The organism is Cobetia sp. 5-11-6-3 (assembly GCF_013374055.1).
Taxonomy (GTDB): Bacteria; Pseudomonadota; Gammaproteobacteria; order Pseudomonadales; family Halomonadaceae; genus Cobetia; species Cobetia marina.
Map to the genome: position 1 here is coordinate 817,334 of NZ_BLWJ01000001.1, position 20,914 is coordinate 838,247.

Annotated in this window: 18 protein-coding genes; 5 read left to right on the forward strand and 13 right to left on the reverse strand. The window is 63.3% G+C overall.

Features of this window, described 5'->3' with window-relative positions:
• Positions 1–45 precede the first annotated feature (45 nt).
• Positions 46–1,083: a rod shape-determining protein gene (locus tag HXS66_RS03420; protein ID WP_043332576.1), complete on the reverse strand. Its 1,038-nt coding sequence runs from the start codon at positions 1,081–1,083 to the stop codon at positions 46–48.
• A gap of 242 nt (positions 1,084–1,325) precedes the next feature.
• On the opposite strand from HXS66_RS03420, the gene gatC reads away from it, so the two are divergent.
• The 4 genes from gatC to HXS66_RS03440 all read left to right on the forward strand — a co-directional run bounded on the left by gatC (position 1,326) and on the right by HXS66_RS03440 (position 5,357).
• On the forward strand, positions 1,326–1,613 hold the full coding sequence (gene gatC, locus HXS66_RS03425; RefSeq protein ID WP_077371550.1) for an Asp-tRNA(Asn)/Glu-tRNA(Gln) amidotransferase subunit GatC: 288 nt from the start codon (positions 1,326–1,328) through the stop codon (positions 1,611–1,613).
• A 133-nt stretch (positions 1,614–1,746) separates the two neighbouring features.
• Positions 1,747–3,225, forward strand: a complete 1,479-nt coding sequence (gene gatA, locus HXS66_RS03430; RefSeq protein ID WP_077371547.1) for an Asp-tRNA(Asn)/Glu-tRNA(Gln) amidotransferase subunit GatA — start codon at positions 1,747–1,749, stop codon at positions 3,223–3,225.
• Complete coding sequence (gene gatB / locus HXS66_RS03435) at positions 3,225–4,679, forward strand: Asp-tRNA(Asn)/Glu-tRNA(Gln) amidotransferase subunit GatB (protein WP_077371544.1); 1,455 nt, start codon at positions 3,225–3,227, stop codon at positions 4,677–4,679. The genes gatA and gatB overlap by 1 nt, the downstream gene beginning before the upstream one ends.
• A 126-nt stretch (positions 4,680–4,805) precedes the next feature.
• Entirely contained in the window at positions 4,806–5,357 is a 552-nt protein-coding gene (locus tag HXS66_RS03440; RefSeq protein ID WP_166019158.1) for a cupin domain-containing protein, read from the forward strand.
• 168 nt (positions 5,358–5,525) lie between these two features.
• On the opposite strand, the gene HXS66_RS03445 is transcribed toward HXS66_RS03440, so the two are convergent.
• Positions 5,526–7,022, reverse strand: a complete 1,497-nt coding sequence (locus HXS66_RS03445; protein ID WP_176502838.1) for an aldehyde dehydrogenase — start codon at positions 7,020–7,022, stop codon at positions 5,526–5,528.
• 121 nt (positions 7,023–7,143) lie between these two features.
• Positions 7,144–7,929: a gamma-glutamyl-gamma-aminobutyrate hydrolase family protein gene (locus HXS66_RS03450; RefSeq protein WP_084209234.1), complete on the reverse strand. Its 786-nt coding sequence runs from the start codon at positions 7,927–7,929 to the stop codon at positions 7,144–7,146.
• 257 nt (positions 7,930–8,186) lie between these two features.
• Here HXS66_RS03450 and HXS66_RS03455 point away from each other — a divergent pair, with 257 nt between their 5' ends.
• Positions 8,187–9,563 (forward strand): glutamine synthetase family protein, encoded by a 1,377-nt coding sequence (locus HXS66_RS03455; RefSeq protein WP_176502839.1) that lies wholly within the window; start codon positions 8,187–8,189, stop codon positions 9,561–9,563.
• A gap of 83 nt (positions 9,564–9,646) precedes the next feature.
• On the opposite strand, the gene HXS66_RS03460 is transcribed toward HXS66_RS03455, so the two are convergent.
• The 10 genes from HXS66_RS03460 to prmC form a co-directional block, all read right to left on the reverse strand.
• Positions 9,647–10,939 carry an FAD-binding oxidoreductase gene (locus HXS66_RS03460; RefSeq protein WP_176502840.1) on the reverse strand — a complete coding sequence of 431 codons (1,293 nt, stop codon included), beginning with the start codon at positions 10,937–10,939 and terminating at the stop codon, positions 9,647–9,649.
• Positions 10,940–11,132: 193 nt separating this feature from the next.
• Positions 11,133–12,530 (reverse strand): glutamine synthetase family protein, encoded by a 1,398-nt coding sequence (locus HXS66_RS03465; protein WP_077371526.1) that lies wholly within the window; start codon positions 12,528–12,530, stop codon positions 11,133–11,135.
• Positions 12,531–12,603: 73 nt separating this feature from the next.
• Positions 12,604–13,668, reverse strand: a complete 1,065-nt coding sequence (locus tag HXS66_RS03470; protein ID WP_176502841.1) for a PotD/PotF family extracellular solute-binding protein — start codon at positions 13,666–13,668, stop codon at positions 12,604–12,606.
• A gap of 105 nt (positions 13,669–13,773) precedes the next feature.
• Complete coding sequence (locus HXS66_RS03475; protein WP_176502842.1) at positions 13,774–14,574, reverse strand: ABC transporter permease; 801 nt, start codon at positions 14,572–14,574, stop codon at positions 13,774–13,776.
• Positions 14,571–15,494: an ABC transporter permease gene (locus tag HXS66_RS03480; protein ID WP_077371517.1), complete on the reverse strand. Its 924-nt coding sequence runs from the start codon at positions 15,492–15,494 to the stop codon at positions 14,571–14,573. The genes HXS66_RS03475 and HXS66_RS03480 overlap by 4 nt, the downstream gene beginning before the upstream one ends.
• Before the next feature lie 2 nt (positions 15,495–15,496).
• Positions 15,497–16,666, reverse strand: coding sequence for an ABC transporter ATP-binding protein (locus tag HXS66_RS03485; RefSeq protein WP_240704187.1), 1,170 nt, complete (start codon positions 16,664–16,666; stop codon positions 15,497–15,499).
• Positions 16,667–16,765: 99 nt separating this feature from the next.
• Entirely contained in the window at positions 16,766–18,151 is a 1,386-nt protein-coding gene (locus tag HXS66_RS03490; protein WP_077371511.1) for an FAD-binding oxidoreductase, read from the reverse strand.
• 295 nt (positions 18,152–18,446) lie between these two features.
• Positions 18,447–19,199 (reverse strand): molybdopterin-synthase adenylyltransferase MoeB, encoded by a 753-nt coding sequence (locus tag HXS66_RS03495; protein WP_176492871.1) that lies wholly within the window; start codon positions 19,197–19,199, stop codon positions 18,447–18,449.
• A gap of 105 nt (positions 19,200–19,304) precedes the next feature.
• Positions 19,305–19,805 carry an Lrp/AsnC ligand binding domain-containing protein gene (locus tag HXS66_RS03500; protein WP_077371505.1) on the reverse strand — a complete coding sequence of 167 codons (501 nt, stop codon included), beginning with the start codon at positions 19,803–19,805 and terminating at the stop codon, positions 19,305–19,307.
• A gap of 260 nt (positions 19,806–20,065) precedes the next feature.
• On the reverse strand, positions 20,066–20,914 hold the full coding sequence (prmC, locus tag HXS66_RS03505) for a peptide chain release factor N(5)-glutamine methyltransferase (protein WP_176492870.1): 849 nt from the start codon (positions 20,912–20,914) through the stop codon (positions 20,066–20,068).

Sequence of the window (20,914 nt, forward strand, 5' to 3'; positions counted from 1 at the left end):
CGGGACCAGCCGTACAGCACACAGCATGCCCGGCCCCGGACGAGGTCAATCGCTCGACAGCAGCTCGAAGGTGTGCTGATCGATCATTTCCAGCGCCTTGCCACCGCCACGCGCCACGCAGGTCAGCGGGTCTTCGGCGATGATCACCGGCAGGCCCGTCTCTTCCGCGATCAGCTTGTCGATGTCACGCAATAGCGCACCACCACCGGTCAGCACCAGGCCGCGCTCGGCGATGTCGGATGCCAGCTCCGGTGGAGACTGCTCGAGCGCGCTCTTGACCACCGAGACGATGGCCGCCAGCGGCTCCTGCAGCGCATCGAGAATCTCGTGGGAGTTGAGCGTGAAGGAGCGTGGAATGCCTTCGGCCAGATTGCGACCGCGCACGTCGATCTCGCGCAGCTCGCCGCCCGGGTAGGCACAACCGATCTCTTCCTTGATGCGCTCGGCCGTCGCTTCACCGATCAGGCTGCCATAATGGCGACGCACGTAGGAGGTGATGGCTTCGTCGAAGCGGTCGCCGCCGATGCGTACCGACTCGGAGTAGACCACGCCGTTGAGCGAGATGATGGCGATCTCGGTAGTACCACCACCGATGTCGACCACCATGGAGCCCATGGCTTCCTCGACGGGAAGACCAGCACCGATCGCGGCCGCCATGGGCTCCTCGATCAGGTAGACCTCACGCGCACCGGCCCCTTCGGCCGATTCCTTGATGGCGCGGCGTTCGACCTGGGTCGACATGCACGGCACGCACACCAGAACGCGAGGACTGGGCGTCAGGAAGGTGCTCTGATGCACCTTGCGGATGAAATGCTGGAGCATCTGTTCGGTGACGGTGAAGTCGGCGATGACGCCGTCCTTCATCGGGCGGATGGCCGTGATATTGCCGGGGGTACGCCCCAGCATGCGCTTGGCATCGGCACCGACAGCCGCGACGCTGCGGGCATTCCCGGATTGGCGAATGGCAACGACGGAGGGCTCGTCGAGCACGATACCGCGACCGCGCACATAAATGAGCGTGTTGGCGGTACCCAGATCGATCGACAGATCGCTCGAGAACAGCCCACGTAAACGTTTAAACATGGAAGTTGATCACCTAGTCCAGACCGGAACCCTGTGCAGACGCGAACGGTACCATTGCCACCCCATGGCGGCAAGCTGACACGCCTGCCAGCGCGCCGCAGATGTGGTACATTTCACGCCGAATCACACTGTGACAGCGCAACGGGCGAGCAGTTGCCTCACCGCTGGCCAACGCCAGGTCACCGAGCAGACTGCACTCGCCGTTACCTCAAGCCTCACGAAGCCAAGACAGGGAAACTTCCATGGCCCTTGAACATTCAGATGTGCTGCGTGCCGCTCACCTCGCACGCCTGGGTCTTGCCTCGCAGGATGCCGAAGCCTATGTCGCGGATCTTGATCGGATTCTCGCCATGGTCGACCAGCTGCAACAGGTCGACACCGACGGCGTCGCTCCCCTGGCGCACCCGCTGGAAGCCACGCAACGCCTGCGTGCCGACGAAGTCACCGAGTCAAATCAGCGCGAGCGTTTTCAGCAGGTGGCTCCGGCCACAGAACAGGGGCTGTATCTGGTACCGCGCGTCGTCGAGTGATCACGCCTGGCCGATCCCTCACGTGAGGTGAGAGACCGCCAGACCTGATACCACGCCACGCGGCACGCCCCGTCCGCCCCCGGAATTTCCGCGTGCGATGCCCTTTGCATCGTGTGCACAGATGGAATCGAACATGTCATCGTCCATTGCACTACATGACAAGACGCTCAGTGAGCTGGCGCAAGGCCTCGAGGCCGGCGAGTACACCAGTCGCGAGCTGACGGAAGCCTTCCTGGCCCGTATCGAACGCCTCGACGGCGAGCTCAACAGCTACATCACCCTGTGCCGTGAAGAGGCGCTGCGCGAGGCCGATGCCGCGGACGCCAGGCGTGCCGCCGGCAATGCCGCACCGCTGACCGGCGTGCCGATGGCCATCAAGGACATCTTCTGCACCGAGGGTGTGCGCACCAGCTGCGGCTCGAAGATGCTCGACAACTTCATCTCCCCCTACGACGCCACCGTGATCGAGAAGCTCAAGGCGGAAGGCGTGGTGATGCTGGGCAAGACCAACCTCGATGAGTTCGCGATGGGTTCCTCGAACGAGAACAGTTACTACGGTCCGGTCAAGAACCCGTGGGACCTGTCCGCCGTCCCGGGTGGCAGCTCCGGCGGCAGCGCCGCTGCCGTCGCCGCAGGCCTCGCCCCGGCGGCACTGGGCACCGATACCGGTGGCTCCATCCGCCAGCCGGCCGCCTTCTGTGGCATCACCGGCCTCAAGCCGACCTACGGCCGCGTCTCCCGCTACGGCATGATCGCCTACGCCTCCAGTCTCGATCAGGGTGGCCCGATGGCACGCTCCGCCGAGGACTGCGCGCGCCTGATGAACGTGATCGCCGGCGCCGACCCGCGTGACTCCACCAGCGTGGTACGTGGCGTGCCGGACTACGTCGAAGGCCTGGACTATGACCTCAAGGGCCTGAAGATCGGCCTGCCGAAGGAATACTTCGGCGACGGCCTGTCAGCGGAGGTCGAAGCCTCCGTGCGTGCCGCGATCAAGGTCTTCGAGGATGCCGGTGCCAGCGTGCAGGAAATCTCCCTGCCGCATACCCACCTGGCCATCCCGACCTACTACGTGATCGCACCGGCCGAGGCCTCCTCCAACCTGTCGCGTTACGACGGCGTGCGTTTCGGCCACCGCTGCGCGGACCCGCAGGACCTGGAAGACCTCTACAAGCGCACTCGCGAGGAAGGCTTCGGCGACGAGGTGAAGCGCCGCATCCTGATCGGCACGCACACCCTGTCCGAAGGCTTCTTCGATGCCTACTACATCAAGGCCCAGAAGGTGCGTCGCCTGATCCGCCAGGACTTCCTCGATGCCTTCGACCAGGTCGATGTGCTGATGGGGCCGGCGGCACCGACCCCGGCGTTCGATCTCGGCGCGCACAAGGACCCGCTGTCCATGTACCTGCAGGATCTCTACACCATCGCCATCAACCTGGCGGGCATTCCGGGCATCAGCGTGCCGGCCGGTCTGGCTGGCAAGCGCCCGGTGGGTCTGCAGATTCTCGGCCCGCACTTCGGTGAGCAGACCCTGCTGGGCGTCGCGCACCAGTTCCAGCAAATCACCGACTGGCACCGCCAGCGCCCGGAATTCGGACAGGAGCAAGCCTGATGCAATGGGAAGTCGTAATCGGGCTTGAGGTTCACGCTCAGCTCGCCACCCAGTCAAAGATCTTCTCCGGCTCGTCCACCACCTACGGTGCCGAGCCCAACACCCAGGCCAGCGCCGTCGATCTCGGCCTGCCGGGCACCCTGCCGGTGCTCAACGAGCAGGCCGTGGCCATGGCCGTGCGCTTCGGCCTCGCCGTCAATGCCGCCGTGGCCGGCCGTTCGGTGTTCGAGCGCAAGAACTACTTCTACCCGGATCTGCCCAAGGGCTACCAGACCAGCCAGATGGATCAGCCCATCGTCGGGCCGGGTGAACTCGAGATCCTGCTCGAGGATGGCACGCGCAAGTCGATCCGCATCCACCATGCCCATCTCGAGGAAGACGCCGGCAAGTCACTGCACGAAGACTTCCAGGGCATGACCGGCATCGACCTGAACCGTGCCGGCACACCGCTGCTGGAAATCGTCTCCGAGCCGGACATGCGCTCCGCCAAGGAAGCGGTGGCCTACGTGAAGGCGATCCACGCCATCGTGACGTACCTCGGCATCTCCGACGGCAACATGGCCGAAGGTTCCCTGCGTTGCGACGTCAACGTCTCGGTGCGCCCCAAGGGGCAGGAAGCCTTCGGCACTCGCGCGGAGATCAAGAACGTCAACTCCTTCCGCTTCATCGAGCGCGCCATCCACTTCGAGGTGGAGCGTCAGATCGAGCTGATCGAGGACGGCGGCAAGGTCGTGCAGGAAACCCGCCTGTATGATCCGGATGCCGACGAGACGCGCAGCATGCGCACCAAGGAAGAAGCCAACGACTACCGCTACTTCCCGTGCCCGGACCTGCTGCCGGTGGAAGTCGACGACGCCTACATCGAACACCTGCGCCAGACTCTGCCGGAGCTGCCGGCCGAGAAGCGCGCACGCTTCGAGGGCGAACTGGGGCTGTCCGCCTATGATGCCAGCGTGCTGTCCGCCAGCCGTGAGATGGCCGACTTCTTCGAGGAAGTGAAGGATGTCTGCGGCGACGCCAAGCAAGCCGCCAACTGGGTGCAGGGCGAACTGGCCGGGCGTCTCAACAAGGAAAATCTCGACATCACCGTGAGCCCGGTCTCGGCAGCCCAGCTGGGGGGCCTGATCAAGCGTATCGTCGATGAGACCATCAACGGCAAGGCCGCCAAGCAGGTGTTCGCCGCGCTGTGGGATGGCGAAGGCGAGAGCGCCGACGAGATCATCGAGTCACGTGGCCTCAAGCAGGTCACGGACACCGGTGCCATCGAGGCAGTGGTCGACCAGGTGATCGCCGACAATCCGGCTCAGGTGACCCAGTATCAGGAAGCCGAACCGGACAAGCGTGGCAAGATGATCGGCTTCTTCGTCGGTCAGGTGATGAAGGCCTCACGCGGCACCGCCAACCCGCAACAGGTCAACAAGGTGCTCAAGGAAAAGCTGGACAGCCTCAGCTGATCCTGCGCCTCTGAGTCATCCTGTCGCTGCATGCAACGGCCAGTCACGGACATCCCGAGGCTGGCCGTTGTCGCTCAAGGACTCAAGGCATTTCCAGTCAATCGTCGCTTCGCGAAGGAAGTTCTGATGGCAGATGATGTCGGTGCGCGCCTGCGGGCGCTGCGTACGCTGCGGGGCATCTCGCAACGCGAGCTGGCCAAGCGCTGCGGCGTGACCCACTCCAGCCTGTCTCTGATCGAACAGGGCAAGGTCAGCCCGTCGGTAAGCTCACTGTCGAAGATACTCGCCGCCATTCCCATGAGCGTCGGCGACTTCTTCACCATGGAGCTCGAGAACACCGGCAAGGTCTTCTACGACGCGGATGAACTCACCAATGTCGGAAGTGGTGAGGTGATCTTCAAGCTGGTGGGCGCCAAGCGTCGTGACCGCGCCCTGTCCTTCATGATCGAGACCTACCCACCGATCAGTGATACCGGCCGCGAGATGATCACTCACCAGGGTGAAGAGGCCGGAGTGATCATCGAGGGCGAGATCGAGATCACCATCGGCGGCGACACGCGAGTATTGAAAGCAGGCGAAGCCTACTACTTCGATACCAACGTGCCGCATCGCTTCCGCAACATCGGTGATGTCGAGTGTCGTCTGGTCAGCTGCGCGACGCCAGCCCGCATGTTCTAGACCTTGTGGCAAACACTTGCGGCAGATGACAACAGAAAAGAGGCCACGCGATCGCGTGGCCTCTTTTCGTGCTGCACGGTGTTTCCGCCAACGCGTGACAGCCCGGTTCGGCCCGGTTTCAGTACAGCCCAGCCCAGCCCAGCCCAGCCCAGCCCAGTTCAGCCTAGCTCAGTCCAGCGCGATCCAGACACTCTTGAGCTGGGTGTATTCCGCCAGCGAGTGATGGGACTTGTCGCGCCCGTTGCCGGACTGTTTCACGCCGCCGAAGGGCATGCTCTGATCGCCCCCCGCCCAGTTGTTGACGAAGACCTGGCCGGATTCGAGACGATGGGTCATGCGCATGATGCGGCCGATGTCCTGGCTCCAGAGCCCCGCCGCCAGTCCGAAATCACTGTCATTGGCCAGCGCCAGCGCCTCCTCTTCGGTCTCGAAACCGAAGACCGACAGCACCGGCCCGAAGATTTCCTCACGGCCGATCACCATCTCGGGCGTGACGCCATCGAAGACCACCGGACGGATGAACAGCCCCGGCCCGGCAACGTCTTCGCCGCCGGCACGCAGCACCGCCCCCTCCTCGATCCCCTTGCGGATGTAGCCCATCACGCGCTCATGCTGGGTGCTGTCGACCATCGCCCCCATGAAGCTTGTCGGGTCCAGCGGGTCGCCCGGCTGCATGCGCTCGGCAGCCGCCACCACCTTGGCGACGAAGACGTCGCGGATCGAGTTTTCCACCAGCAGGCGGGAACCGGCGATGCAGACCTCGCCCTGGTTGTAGAAGATGGCGGCAGCGGCACTCTCCGCCACGCGATCCAGATCCGCGCAATCGGCGAACACGATGTTGGGGCTCTTGCCACCGCACTCCAGGAAGACGCGCTTCAGGTTCGACTGTCCGGCATACTGCATCAGCTGCTTGCCGACGGCGGTGGAACCGGTGAAGGCCAGACACTCGACGTCCATCGACAGGGCCAGCGCACGCCCGACGGTATGCCCGAAGCCCGGCAACACCTGGAAGACGCCACTCGGGAGACCTGCCTCACGTGCGAGTGCCGCCAGACGCAGCGCTGACAGCGGTGACTTCTCCGACGGCTTGAGGATGACACTGTTGCCCGCGGCCAGCGCCGGCGCGATCTTCCAGGCCGTCATCATCAGCGGGAAGTTCCACGGCACGATGGAGGCCACCACCCCCAGCGGCTCGCGCAGCACCAGCCCCAGCACCTGCTCGCCGGTCGGCGCGACCTCGCCGTACAGCTTGTCGATGGACTCGGCCTGATGGCGCATCGAGCCGATCGCTCCCGCCACATCATCCAGCGCGCTGGTGATCGGCTTGCCCATGTCGAGGGTATCCAGCAGCGCCAGCTCATCCTGGTGTCTCTCCATCAGGTCCGCCAGCCTGAGCAGCACGCCCTTGCGCTCGACAGGCGCCATGCGCGACCAGCCCCCCCTCTTGAAGGCGGCGCGCGCATGCCGGACGGCGATCTCGGCATCGGCGCCGTCACAGCTGGCCACCTTCGCCAATCGTTCCCCAGTGGCCGGATTGAGGCACTCGAAGGTCTCGCCGCTGACCGCCGGCACGAAGTCATCATTGATGAAGGCATTGCCTTGCAGTTGCGGCGTCAGACGGGCGGCGAGCGCCTGCCAATCGGTCAATGTCCGGGGACGGCTCATGATCAGGATTCCGAAGTCAGGTAAGAGGGGGGCAGGTCACACGAGAACGCGGGAGAGGCAGCCAGCGCCGTGTCATCCTGCAGCGTCTGCAGGCGCGCGGGACACGGCTTCGTCGTCATCTTCACGATGGCTGACGAGGTGTCTCCTGAACGGATGATGCTTGCCTGGACCTGTCCCGACAGGCTGCGGCAAATCCTTCCAGAATCGCCTGATACAGCGGATGCTGACGTGGCTTCCATTCGGGATGCCATTGCACCGCCAGCGTGAAGGCTCCCGCTGCGATGATCGAGATCGCCTCCACCAGACCATCCGGAGCGACCGCTTCGACACGCAGCCCCTCGCCCAGCCGCGCGATCCCCTGCTGATGCACGGAATTGACCCGCGCCTCAGGCGCGGCGTACAACTCGGCCAGCCGTCCGCCCGGCAGGATGCTGATGCCGTGGGAGGGGGCGAACTGCACGTCGAGATCGCCCTCGGGCTCACGATGATCCCTCAAGCCGGGCACGTTCTGCACCGCCTGATGCAAGCTGCCACCGAAGGCGACGTTCAGCTCCTGAAAGCCGCGACAGATACCCAGCAACGGCAGTTGCAACTCGAGCGCCAGCGGTACCCAGGCCATGGCTGACGCATCTCGTGCCGTGTCTTCATAGGTATTCTCCGGCGCGATGGCCTCGCCATACCGCGCCGGATGCACGTTGGAATAGCTGCCCGTCAGCAGCAAACCATCCAGTCGCGCCAGCAGCGCTCTGGCCGAGTCAGCCATGACGTCTTCCCATACCGGGATCACCAGTGGCTCCAGTCCGAATTCGCGCAGGGCACTGACGTACTTGTCAGTCACCATGTGCGCCGGATGGCCTTCAATCGTGCGACGGCAGGCGATCACACCCACCAGAGGGCGAGACGTCATGGGTTCTCCTTCAGGGGCCGCTCATGCACCCCGGTCATTTGGTATGTTTTATTCAACATCGATTGAACTGACATCCTTGCCAATCAGGCACGAAGGCAATCTCAAGCAAGGGGAAACCACGGGACAGAGATCGAAAGAAAGCGCCTCAGCTGATGATACTGCCTCGAGGGTGCAGCGGGTAAGCGCTGTGAATTATTTGACAACACGGGATGGCGTGGCGATATATGATGTGCCACCACCCGCTCACAGGACCCCCCATGAACAGCCTTTACGTCGATGAGGCCAGAGAGTTTCTGGACCGCCATCCGGAAATCGAGAGCATCGACCTGCTGATCAGTGATATCAGCGGCATCCAGCGCGGCAAGCGTATCCCGCGCGAGAATCTGGAAAAGGCCTACGAGCAGGGCATCAACCTGCCAGGCTCCGTCTTCGCGATCGATATCGCCGGCAACACCATCGAAGAGACCGGCCTGGGCCTGGAGACCGGGGATGGGGATCAGGTCTGCCGCCCGATCCCCGGCACCTTGATGCCAGCCCCCTGGCTGCGCGGCGGCAAGCAAGGCCAGCTGTTGATGAACATGCGCGATGACAGGGACGGTCCCTTCTTCGCGGACCCCCGCAATCAGCTGCAGAAACAGGTCGATATTCTGGCCGGGATGGGGCTGACCGCCGTCGTCGCGCTGGAACTGGAGTTCTATCTCGTGGATCGTGAGCGCGATGACCTGGGCATGGTGCAGCCACCCTGCTCTCCGCTCACGGGTGAGCGCGCCACGGAAAGCCAGCTCTACTCCATCGGAGAGCTGGATGAATATGCCGACTTTCTGGAAGAGATCCAGAATGCCGCACGCATCCAACAGCTGCCGCTGGATACCGCGCTCAAGGAGTGCGCCCCGGGTCAGTTCGAGATCAACCTGATTCATCTCGACGACGTCATGAAGGCCTGTGACAGCGCCGTCCTGCTCAAACGCCTGATCAAGGGTGTCGCCCTGCGTCATGGCTTCGACGCGACGTTCATGGCCAAGCCGTACGGTGATGAAGCCGGCAATGGCATGCATGCGCACCTGAGCCTGATGGACCGCGATGGACACAATGTCTTCGCAGACCCCGGCGAGAATCCTCTGGGCACCGAGACCCTGCGTCACGCCATCGGTGGCCTGCTGGAACTCATGCCCGCCTCCATGGCGCTGTTTGCCCCCAACCTGAATTCCTACCGCCGTTTCCAGCAGGGCCTGTACGTACCGATGGCGCCCACCTGGGGATTCGACAACCGCTCGGTCGCCATCCGCATTCCCTCCGGCCCCAATGAGGCGCGTCGGCTGGAGCATCGGGTCGCCGGGGCTGACGTCAATCCCTACCTGCTGCTGGCGACGCTGCTGGCCTCCATCATCCATGGCATCACCCATCGGATCTCCCCGGGTGAGCCGGTGACCGGCAATGCCTATGATCAGTTCGAGCCCAGCCTGACCAACAGCTGGCCCGAGGCCCTGACGCTGCTGGAGGAAAGCGCCCCCCTCACGGCCGCTTTCAGCGAGCGCTTCCTGAATGTCTTCATTGCCGGTCGCCGGGCGGAGCGCGAGGCCGCGATGCAGATCATCAGCCGTCTGGAATACGACTGGTACCTGCGCAGCATCTGAGGCGCCTCACCCCGGACACGCTTGCCCAGTGGGCATTCCGGCCGGAGCGCGCCCACTGGCCCTGACCTCCCGCTTCGAGTGCGTCAGAGGCCGAGCCTGTCGCGTGTCTGGTAGTACCAGGCTCCCACGGCAGACAGCGGCACTCGCAACAGTCGTCCCCCGGGGAACGGCAGATGCGGCAGGTTCGCGAAGGCATCGAAGCGACCCTCACGCCCCCTCATCACCTCGCTGATCAGTCGTCCGGCGAGGTGACTGCAGGTCACGCCATGCCCGGAATACCCCTGGGCGTAATAGACATTGTCATTGAGCACGCCGAACTGCGGCAGTCGATTGAGCGTCATCAGGAAGGTTCCGCTCCAGGCATAGTCGATCCTGACGCTGGCCAGCTGCGGGAAGACCTTGAGCAGCTTGGGCCGAATCAGGGCCTTGATATCGGCGGGGTCTTCACCGCCGTAGTTGACACCGCCCCCGAAGAGAAGACGGTTGTCGCGAGTCAGGCGGTAGTAATCCAGCAGATAGTTGCAGTCCTCCACCGCCATGCCATTGGGCAGCAGCCCGTGCGCCACGTCATCCGCCAACGGCTCGGTGGCGATGATCTGCGTGCCGCAGGGCATCGACTTGCCCTCGAGCTCCGGCAGCACGCCGTGAAGATAGGCATTGCCCGCCATCACCACACGCTCGGCCCGGATGGCGCCAGCGGCCGTCCTGAGCACGACCGGACTGCCATGCTCGAGACTCACCAACGGGCTATGTTCGAAGATCACCCCGCCGAGGGACTCGAAGGCCGCGGCCTCGCCCAGCACCAGATTGAGCGGATGAAGATGGCCGCCGGAGTGGTCGACCAGGGCGCCCGTATACCCTTCGGCGCTCACTTCACGCTGGTAGGCATCCCCTTCCAGCAATTCGAGACTGGTATTGCCATAGTGCTCCCAGAGGGCCTTGTGCTCCTTGAGCCCCTTGAGCTGACGCGCGTTGCAGGCGGCAAAGAGATTGCCGTCGCGCAGATCGCAGTCGATGGCATAGTCAGCGATGCGGTCCCGAATGATGCGATTGCCCTCAAAGGCCATGTCGCCCAATGCCTGCGCCGTCCGTGCGCCGAAGCGCGCCTCGATCACGTCCATGTCGCGACTGTAACTGTTGACGATCTGCCCGCCATTGCGACCCGAGGCCCCATATCCCACGCAGGCGGCCTCCAGCACCATCACCTTGAGCCCCTGCTCGGCCAGGTGCAGTGCCGCCGAGATTCCCGTGAAGCCAGCGCCGACCACGCAGACATCGCAGCTGACCTCACCGGACAACGGCGGGCGCTCGGGGGCGACATTGGCGGAAGCGGCATACCAGGAGGCGGCAGGCTCCAGGGGGGTAGTGGCACTCATGACAGCATCCTTGTGGTAGACCAGATCAACCTGCGAACAAGACATCTTGCAGATACACACCATGAGCGCCGGACTGACGCGTCATGCCTCTCACTGACGACAACCCTTCTTCCGCCCGCCTCTTCCCCTGAACCTCGGGAGGCCACGACGGATGTCGTGGCCTCCCGGTATCCGTTGGCGTACCGCAGGGGGTCTAGACACGCAGCAGCAGGTGCTCACGCTCCCAGGAGCTGATGACCTGGAAGTATTCCCCATGCTCGGCACGCTTGACGGCCAGATAACTCTTCACGAAGCGCTCGCCGAGGATGTTGGCCAACGGCGTACAGGCATGCAGAGCATCGAGTGCCGGGCCGATATCGTCCGGCAGGGTATTGCCGCCCTCCCAGGCCGAGCCGACCACCGGAGGGCGCGGCTCGATCCGCTCCATCATTCCCAGATAACCACACGCCAGCGAAGCCGCCATCACCAGATAGGGATTGGCATCGGCGCCCGCCAGACGATTCTCGACCCGCGTACCTGCCGCGTCCGACACCGGCACCCGCAGGCCCACGGTGCGGTTGTCCAGGCCCCACTCGACATTGATGGGTGCGGAGCCGCTGGTGTCATTGCGCATCAGACGCCGATAGGAATTGACGTTGGGGGCGAAGAACGGCATCGCGGCGGGCAGATAGGTCTGCAGGCCCCCGATGAAGTGACGGAACAGCGTGCTCGGCTGACCCGACGCATCGGCAAACAGGTTATTGCCTGACTCGACATCCACCAGGCTCTGGTGAATATGCATCGAACTGCCCGGCTGATAGGCCATCGGCTTGGCCATGAAGGTCCCGTACATGCCATGTCGCAGCGCCGTCTCCCGCAGAGTGCGCTTGAACATCACCACCTGGTCGGCGAGAGAAAGAGCATCCCCATGCTCGAAATTGACCTCCATCTGCCCCGCTCCCTCTTCATGGATCAGGGTGTCGAGATCCAGCCCCATCGCCTCGCAGTAGTCATACATCTCCTCGAACAGCGGATCGAATTCATTGACCGCATCGATGGAGAAGGACTGACGGCTGCTCTCCTGCCGACCGCTGCGGCCGATGGGCGGTTCCAGCGGATAATCGGAGTCGGTATTGGTCTTGACCAGATAGAACTCGGCCTCCGGTGCCACCACCGGCTGCCAGCCCTGTTCGGCATACAATGCCAGTATCCGTTTGAGCACATAGCGTGGCGACAGCTCGACCGGCTCACCATTCAGGTAATAGCAATCGTGGATGACCTGTGCGGTGGGGTCTTCCGCCCACGGCACCAGATAGAGCGCGTTCACGTCCGGAATCAGCTGCATGTCCTGTTCGGCCGGATTCCAGAAGCGGCTGTCTTCATCATCCGGATAGCCTCCCGTGACGGTCTGGATGAACAGCGAATCCGGCAGGCGTGGCCGCCCGCCATTGAGGTACTTGCGCGCAGGCATGATCTTGCCCTTGAGAATGCCGGTCAGATCCGTGACCAGACATTCCACCTCGGTGATACCGTGAGCGGCGAACCATTCCTGCAGGATCGCGTCATCATCTTCATGACCCGGCTGCTCGTGACCCACGTGATTGACACTCATAACACCTTCCTTGAACACCGCAGGCAGCGCCTGCGGTCAATGACGAGATGCCCGCGATCGACGAGACGCCGACTCAACGGGCCTGCACTTCCGACCATAACTGCTGGAAGATCTGCAACTGCTCACCGGAGAGACTCGGCGAGAAATCCAGACGCGCCATGTCGTCCTCGGAGGGCTGGATCGGTGGCTGGGTCAGCACCTCATCCAGATACGGCCTGGCGGCGGCATTGGGGCTGGCGTAGTAGTTGTAGTTGGACAACTGCGCACCGACCTTGGCGTCCAGAAGGAAGTTGATGAAGGCGTGTGCCAGCTCAGGGTGCGGCGCCTTGGCGGGAATCATCATCGAATCGACCCACTTCTCGGCACCTTCATCCGGAATCATGTACTTGATATCGGCGAAGGACTCCGGATTCTCGTCCAGATAGAACAGATAGTCGCCGTTGTAGGACAGCGCACCATGCGTGACCTTGCGTGCCAGCTGTTGCAGGGCCGGCGTGCCATCGGAGAAGCCGCTGAAGTTGTCGCGATGCTTGGTCTCGATCAGCAATCTGGCCGCCTCACGCCAGGCATCCATGCCGGTACAGTCATAGCCATGACCGAGATAGGCACAGGCCGCCCCCATGCTGACCTGGCCATCGCCCATCAGGCTGAACGGATATGAGGCATTGACGGCAGGATCAAACAGCAGTGACCAGCTCTTGGGGGCATCCTTGAACGTGCTGGCGTTGTAGACCAGCCCGGTGACTCCCCACTGATACGGGACGGTGTAGTTGGCTCCCGGGTCAAAGCTCGGGTCCATGAACTGCACATCGACATTGGCCAGGTTGGGCACTTTCGCCTTGTCGATCTTCTGGACCAGGCCGGTGTTGATCAGGCGCGGCACGTAGTAATTGGACGGCACGATGATGTCGTATTGGGACACCCCGCCGGCATTCAGCTTGGCCAGCATTTCCGGCAGGGAGTTGTAATAATTCTCGACCACCTCGACATCGAAAGCCTCTTCAAAGGCGGTGATGATCTCCGGGTCCATGTACTGGGTCCAGTTGAAGAGATACAGCTTCCTGTCTTCAGCCTGGGCGGCGCCTGCCAGCAGCAGACTGCCGATGGCGACCGCGAGACGCAGCGTGTGAGTTGTCATTGTGATGCTCCGTTCAGTCGATGAGAGAGGTGGTGAATGCCCGCCCCGATACCGGCATGCCTGCCTGGTCAGGGGCGGGGTACGACGAGTGACCCTCCAGCGAAATCATGAAGCGCTGCGCCGGCGTGCCAGCGCAAGACTCACGATCGCCGCCAGGGCGACCACCGCCATCATCAGGGTGGCGATGGCATTGATCTCCGGTGTCACACCCTTGCGTATCGCGCTCCAGATGTAGATGGGCAAGGTGGCGCTCTCCGGTCCGGCGGTAAAGAAGCTGATCACGAAGTCATCCAACGACAGCGTGAAGGACAGCAGGAAGCCCGAGATCAACGCCGGCTTAAGGGTCGGCAACATGAAGAACTGCACGCGCTGGCGCGGCGTGGCATAGAGGTCCTTGGCCGCCTCGAACAATGTCGGATCCAGACCGACGAAGCGTGAATAGACGATCAGCGCCACGAAGGGAATCTGGAAGGTGACATGCGCGATGATCATGGTGCCCAGCCCCGGCGACAGCAGACCGGTCAACTCATTGATCTTGACGAAGAAGGTCATTTCCGAGATCCCGAACACGATGTCCGGCAGCACGATGGGCAGATAGATCAGCACGATCAGCCAGCCCAGCTTGCGATGACGGTGGCGATACATGCCATACCCGATCAGCGTGCCGATCATCAGCGCCAGCAATGACGACACCACTGCCAGCAGCAGCGAATTGCCCAGCGCCGACAGAATCGCGTCATTGCCCAGCAGGCGCCGATACCAGCGCAGTGACACGCCGGTGAAGCTGGCGGCACTGTTGGAGGCATTGAAGGAGAACAGCATCACCACGATCAGCGGCAGATACAGAAAACCGAGCGTCAGCCACCAGAAGCCCCGCAAACCCTTGTGAAGTCCGCCGCGCGTCATATCACCACCTCTTCACCGCCACCCAGGCGCCTGCCGATGCGACGCATGGCATAGAGTCCGATGAAGGTCGCGATCAACATCAGGATCGCTCCCGCCGCCCCCAGTGGCCAGTTGGCACTGCCGGAGAACTGATTGGCGACCAGATTGCCCAGCATCATGCCCTTGCCACCGCCGAGCAGTTCCGGAATCACGTACATGCCGAACGCCGGGATCGCCACCAGCACCACCCCCGCCAGCAACCCCGGCAACGTCTGGGGGAATACCGCATGCCAGAAGGCCTTGAGCGGCGAGGCGTAGAGATCCTGCGCCGCTTCCACCAGCGAGAGATTGAGCTTCTCGAAAGCGGCATACAGCGGCAGTACCATGAAGGGCAGGAAGTTGTAGACCAGCCCCAGCGTGACCGCGAAATTGGACGGATAGAGCCCCATGTTGGGCGCGATCATGCCCATGGCCTCGGCCAGCTCCGCCAACGGCGTGCCCGGCGCCAGCAGGTTCATCCAGCCGAAGGTGCGGATGACCTGATTGGTCCAGGACGGCACGACTACCGCCAGCAGCATGATCGGCCGCCAGCGCTGGTCTGCCTGCGAGATGTGATAGGCGATCGGATACGCCACCAGCACCACCAGCACGGTGGAAAGCACGGTCTGCCACAGCGAACGCCCCAGCGTCATGAGGTTGCCCGGGCTCCAGCCGAGAAAGCCCTGACCCGCCAGCTGCGTAAACGAGGTCAGCGACAAGGGCATCTCCGGCAAGCCATAGGGGCCATTGCTCATGAAGGCCACGCTCATCAGATAGAGACTGGGCAGCACCAGGAAGATGATGATCCACAGCGCGCCGGGGGCGACCGTCAACAGCAGGTGGCGTGACTCGGCCACCACCGCGCGACTGCGTGCCGTGGGCAAGCTCCCGTGATAGGCCATCGTCATGCCTCCAGCGTGATCAGGTCTTGCGCGGCCACCACCACATCGACGTGGTCTCCCACGTCCGGCAACTGGCCGCCCCGATTGTTGACCACCACCTGCAAGGTGACACCCGCCACCTCCACGCGATATTCGGCATGGCTACCGCGGTACAGTCGCTCCTGTACTCGGCCCGGCAGATGATTTTCCAGCACGTCGTAGCGTTCGAATTCGCTGGCGGGACGCCGCCGCAGATCCAGCGTCTCGGGGCGCAGCAGCAGCAACCCGCCGCTGCCCGGTGCCTGCGCCGTTAGCATGCCCAGCGGCGTGGTCAGCCGGACGGCGTCATCGCGGCTGTCATCGCGAGCCGTGATCTCGAACAGATTGGCATGCCCCATGAAACGCGCCACGAAGGCATTGACCGGGCATTCATAGATCTCGCGCGGCGTCCCCACCTGCTGGATGCTGCCGCTGTCGAGCACCGCGATGCGGTCCGACATCACCATCGCTTCCTGCTGATCATGGGTGACGAACACGAATGTCATGCCAAGGCGCTTCTGCAGACGCAGCAGCTCGATCTGGATCTGACTGCGCAGCCCGGCATCCAGCGCCGACAGCGGTTCATCCAGCAGCAGCACATCCGGCTCGCAGACCAGCGCCCGCGCCAGCGCGATACGTTGGCGCTGACCACCTGAGAGCTGGTCGACCCGGCGATCGACCAGACTCCCCAGCTTGATGAACTCGGCCATCTCGGCGACCTTTGCCTCGCGCTCGCCACTCGGCATGCCCTGCATGCGCAGACCGAAGGCGAGGTTGTCGCGCACGCTGAGATGCGGGAACAACGCATAGGACTGGAAGACCGTATTGACGCTGCGCTGATGCGGCGGCACGTCGGTGACATCGCGCCCGCCGATCACCACCTGTCCCTCATCCAAGGCCTCCAGTCCCGCCAGAATGCGCAGAAGCGTCGTCTTGCCACACCCGGAGGGCCCCAATAGCGTGAAGAACTCGCCGGGCTGAATGGCGAGATCCACACCATCAAGCGCCGCCACCTCGTTGCCGAAGCGCTTGTGCAGCCCCTTGAGCTGAATGGATGACGCGGCACGGCACTGGAACCGGGGCTGGCCAGCCTCCGACGACTCTCTCGTGTCTCGCTCAGGCGCCATACCCTCGTTGCTGTCCACTGCGCTCATCGCGCCTCCCTTGCGATTACTCACCAGTCGTGTCCCGCTCATGGGCTGTCGGGATGATCAACGATGTCAAATGTGCAGCACCTTCATCATGGCTTCGGCCTAGAGCCGATCACGCAGCGTGTAGAAGCTGGTCGCCAGGACCAGCAGAGGAGTTCGCAACCAGTGTCCACCCGGGAAGGCGCGGTGGGGCATGGCGGCAAAGACATCGAAACGTTCCGCCTGGCCGGCAATCGTCTCGGCGATCAATTTGCCCGCCAGCCCTGCAAGCGACATGCCATGTCCCGAGTACCCCTGGGCGTAATAGACATTCGGGGCAAGACGCCCGAAGTCCGGTGCCCGATTCATGGTGATGGCCACGTCACCGCCCCAGCGGTAATCGATCCCCACCCCGTCAAGCGCCGGAAACAGACGGCGAATCTTGCCGTCCATGCGCGTCTTGAGGTGGCGCGGCTCTCGCCCGGTATAGCTCACCTCCCCCCCGTAGAGCAGGCGCCTGTCAGCAGAGAGACGGTAGTAGTCGAGCACGAAGTTGGCATCGGAAAGGGCGTCATTGCCCGGCAACACCTGCGCAACCTGTGCTTCACTGAGCGGTTCGGTGGCCACGATGTAATTGGCGACGCGCATGATGCGCTCATCCAGCCGCGGGACCAGGCCATCGAGATAGGCGTTGGTCGCCACCACCACGAACTCGGCACTCACGCTGCCCTGCGCGGTATGCACACGCGCACGCCCTGCCTGCCCACCGGAGCCATTGGCGACGATGCCACTGCCACTTCGGCCATGCTCGAGCTTGAGCACAGGACTCTGTTCACAGATCGTGACCCCTGCCCGCTGGGCAGCACGAGCAAGCCCGAGGGTGTAATTCAGCGGATGCAGATGGCCACCCTCTCCATCATGCAGCGCCCCGGGATAGGCATCGGTAACGACTCGCGCTCGCAGGGCATCCCCCTGCAACCACTGCAATGCATGGTAGTCATGATCGCGTGCCATGCGCGCCTGAAATTCCTGCAATTCGCGCACATGTCGCGGCTTGACGGCAGCATGCAGATAGCCGCGGGTATAATCACAGGGGATCCGGTGCTTCTCGATCAGTGCGGTGGTGAGACGAACCGACTCGCGACTCATCTCCCAGATGGCATGCGCCTGCTCACGGCCGAGAGCCTTCTCGACCGTGGCGATGTCGGTACCAAGCCCCGGCAGGATCTGACCGCCACTGCGTCCCGAAGCCCCGAAGCCGATGCCGCGCGCCTCCAGCAGGATGACCGAATAGCCACGCTCAGCGAGATGCAGAGCCGCTGAGCAGCCGGTGATACCGCCGCCGATCACGCAGACATCAGCGCGCCGTTCCCCGGCCAACGGTGGACAGGGTGCAAGCGTCACACGCTGACTGGCCTGGTAGTAGGAGCGGATGTCATCACGCCCACGCTGCGCTTCCTGGCGGTCTCGCCGCGGCTCGTCTGTCGCGCCTGATCTGCAGCCGACCATGCCCCTCCTTACCCGCCACTGTTGAGTTTATTCACCGACCCGGGGAATATTTGCGTTATTTACCACACGTCACCGGCAAATACTGCATATTGATTGCCCCGCGAGGTATAAATTTTCAACACGTACCGCCTTGCCCCCTTTTGACGCCCCACAATGGCGCACGCCCCTGAGGTCATCAGCGTCAGACTTTTGAGATCAGAAAAGCAAAAGCCCCGCAGCCTGAGAGGCTGCGGGGCTTGGTGACAGACCCTCCACGCATTGGCGTGAAGGGGGCTCGGGGAGTGATCCACTCATGTCATGTCGAGCGACGACATACCGGACAGGCGGGGTCACGCTTGAGCCCCATGCGTCGCCACTCACCGGTCAGGCCATCGAAGGTGGCGAGCCCTCGATGCACATGCCCGGCACCACTGATCAGCTTGAGCGCTTCCAGCGCCTGGAAGGCCCCGATGATGCCGACCAACGGCGCGATGACCCCGCTCTCGGCACAGGTCAGCTCTTCATCGCCCTGCTCTTCCGGCGAATACAGGCAGCCGTAACACGGCGCATCTGCCTCACGGCGATCAAATACCGCCAACTGACCGGAGAAACGAATCGCGGCACCCGACACCAGCGGCGTGCCTGCCGCCACGCAGGCGGCGTTGATCGGGAAGCGCGAACTGAAACGGTCAGTACAATCGAGCACCACGTCCGCGGCGGCGACCTGCTCGGCCAGCGCCTCGCCCTGAAGGCGTTCGGACAGGGCGATCACCTCGGTGTCGGGATTGATCGCCGACACCGAGCTGGCGAGCGAGCGCGCCTTGGGCTGGTCGATGTCCGCCTCTCCGTGGGCGATCTGACGTTGCAGATTGGAGAGCTCGACATGGTCATCATCGGCCAGCACCAGCGTGCCGACACCGGCTGCCGCCAGATAGAGCGCCGCCGGGCACCCCAGACCGCCAGCCCCGATCACCAGCACCCGCGCGGCCAGCAATCGTTGCTGACCCGCGATATCGACCTGAGGGAGCAATATCTGACGCGAATAGCGCAGCAGTTGCGAATCTTGCATGGAAGGTGAGCCGTCTGTCTGTGAATGAAGTGAATGCTTTGGCCGGCCGCCGGGCCTGGGCCTGAGCTCTAAACCCTGAGCCCTGCCGCTGGCATCAGGGGCTCGTCACTTGGCGTCGAGATCCTCGATGTCCGGCACATGCAGCGAGAACTGCTCCTTGACCTCTTCCATCACCACATAGCTCTTGGATTCCTTGACCCCGGGCAGCGTCAGCACCACATCCCCGAGCAACTGCCGATAGGCGGACATTTCCGGAATCCGGCACTTGAGGATGTAATCAAACTGCCCCGAGACCAGATGACACTCCTGGATCTGCGGCAGCTTGGAGACGGCACGGCGGAATTCATCGAAGACGGAGGGTGACTGGGTCTCGAGGCTGATCTCGACGAAGACCAGCAGATTGGCCTTGAGCGCCTTGGGGTCCAGCACGGCCTTGTAGCCACGGATGATGCCGGCACGCTCGAGGCGTTTGACTCGCTCCAGACAGGGAGTGGTGGAGAGTCCCACCTCGGAGGCGAGGTCGACATAGGAAATGCGCGCATTTTCTTGCAGGCAGCGCAGGATCTTGAGGTCAATGCGGTCCAGAGAACGTGATTTCGCTTTCATTATAATAGTTTTCCCAGCAGGGTGACTTGCAGCAGGATCATCCTTACTCCTGTCTTTCGTGCAGTCAGGCAACCCGAGAACGCGGGGGTAATCAGGCGACCTTTCCAGTCATGCATCGCTTATTACTACCATACCCGCCCGACAGGAGATACGCCCGCACAGGCAGGCCTGCGACGAGGATTCCACGCAGGCTCCACTGAAAGCAGGGGTTTCCTCTGGCAAGTCCGGGCCGGCCTGCATTCCCGCCCGCCGGGGAGGCGTCAGCCAATGCGCCCCAGCGTGATGCGCTCTCGCCCACCGAGGTCTTCCAGCGTTTCCACTTCCAGAAAACCACCGGCGCGCAGCGCCTCGCGCACTTCCTTGCCCTGGGCCAGGCCATGCTCGAGCATCAGATGACCGCCCGCGGCCAGATGGCGGGGCGCGGCCTCGATCAGATGCAGGAAGTCTGCCAGCCCCTGCTGGCGCGCCACCAGTGCCGAGCGCGGCTCGAAACGCACGTCACCCAGTGCCAGGTGCGGGTCATCATCGGCCAGGTAAGGCGGATTGGCGGTCACCAGCGCAAAGCCGGTCTCGGGAACGGCGGAGAACCAGTCACTGCGCCGGAATTCGACGTTGGGAATCGCGAGATGCTCGGCATTGTCACGCGCAAGCTGCACGGCCTCCTCGATGAGATCGACCCCCAGCACCTGCCACTGCGGACGATGACGAGCGAAGGCCAGCGCGATGGCGCCGGTGCCGGTGCCGAGATCCAGCAGCGTACCTTCGGACGCCTCGGCCAGCTCCAGCGCGCACTCCACCATCACTTCGGTATCCGGGCGCGGAATCAAGGTGGCAGGAGAGCAGCGCAGCATCAGGCCATAGAACTCACGGCGGCCCAGCAGGTGGGCGACGGGGTGTCCTTCGGCTCGGCGTGCCAGAAGCGCCTCGAAGCGAGCCACGCCCTCGGCGCCTGCTTCCGTCTCGAGATCGCGATCCCCCCAGGTATAGAACCAGGTGCGATCGCGCCCCATCACCTCTCCCAGCAGCAGCTCGGCATCCAGACGCGGAGACTCGCTGCCCGACTCACTCAGACGGGCAGCTGCGGCTGCCAACGTGACATCGATTCTCAC

Coding starts and splice junctions, on each gene's coding strand:
- HXS66_RS03460 (WP_176502840.1), bottom strand. CDS start 10,939: ATGAGTGCCACTACCCCCCTGGAGCCTGCCGCCTCCTGGTATGCCGCT.
- HXS66_RS03420 (WP_043332576.1), bottom strand. CDS start 1,083: ATGTTTAAACGTTTACGTGGGCTGTTCTCGAGCGATCTGTCGATCGAT.
- HXS66_RS03470 (WP_176502841.1), bottom strand. CDS start 13,668: ATGACAACTCACACGCTGCGTCTCGCGGTCGCCATCGGCAGTCTGCTG.
- HXS66_RS03450 (WP_084209234.1), bottom strand. CDS start 7,929: ATGACGTCTCGCCCTCTGGTGGGTGTGATCGCCTGCCGTCGCACGATT.
- HXS66_RS03490 (WP_077371511.1), bottom strand. CDS start 18,151: ATGGTCGGCTGCAGATCAGGCGCGACAGACGAGCCGCGGCGAGACCGC.
- HXS66_RS03485 (WP_240704187.1), bottom strand. CDS start 16,666: ATGAGCGCAGTGGACAGCAACGAGGGTATGGCGCCTGAGCGAGACACG.
- HXS66_RS03480 (WP_077371517.1), bottom strand. CDS start 15,494: ATGGCCTATCACGGGAGCTTGCCCACGGCACGCAGTCGCGCGGTGGTG.
- HXS66_RS03455 (WP_176502839.1), top strand. CDS start 8,187: ATGAACAGCCTTTACGTCGATGAGGCCAGAGAGTTTCTGGACCGCCAT.
- gatC (WP_077371550.1), top strand. CDS start 1,326: ATGGCCCTTGAACATTCAGATGTGCTGCGTGCCGCTCACCTCGCACGC.
- HXS66_RS03445 (WP_176502838.1), bottom strand. CDS start 7,022: ATGAGCCGTCCCCGGACATTGACCGATTGGCAGGCGCTCGCCGCCCGT.
- gatA (WP_077371547.1), top strand. CDS start 1,747: ATGTCATCGTCCATTGCACTACATGACAAGACGCTCAGTGAGCTGGCG.
- HXS66_RS03475 (WP_176502842.1), bottom strand. CDS start 14,574: ATGACGCGCGGCGGACTTCACAAGGGTTTGCGGGGCTTCTGGTGGCTG.
- HXS66_RS03465 (WP_077371526.1), bottom strand. CDS start 12,530: ATGAGTGTCAATCACGTGGGTCACGAGCAGCCGGGTCATGAAGATGAT.
- gatB (WP_077371544.1), top strand. CDS start 3,225: ATGCAATGGGAAGTCGTAATCGGGCTTGAGGTTCACGCTCAGCTCGCC.
- HXS66_RS03495 (WP_176492871.1), bottom strand. CDS start 19,199: ATGCAAGATTCGCAACTGCTGCGCTATTCGCGTCAGATATTGCTCCCT.
- HXS66_RS03500 (WP_077371505.1), bottom strand. CDS start 19,805: ATGAAAGCGAAATCACGTTCTCTGGACCGCATTGACCTCAAGATCCTG.
- HXS66_RS03440 (WP_166019158.1), top strand. CDS start 4,806: ATGGCAGATGATGTCGGTGCGCGCCTGCGGGCGCTGCGTACGCTGCGG.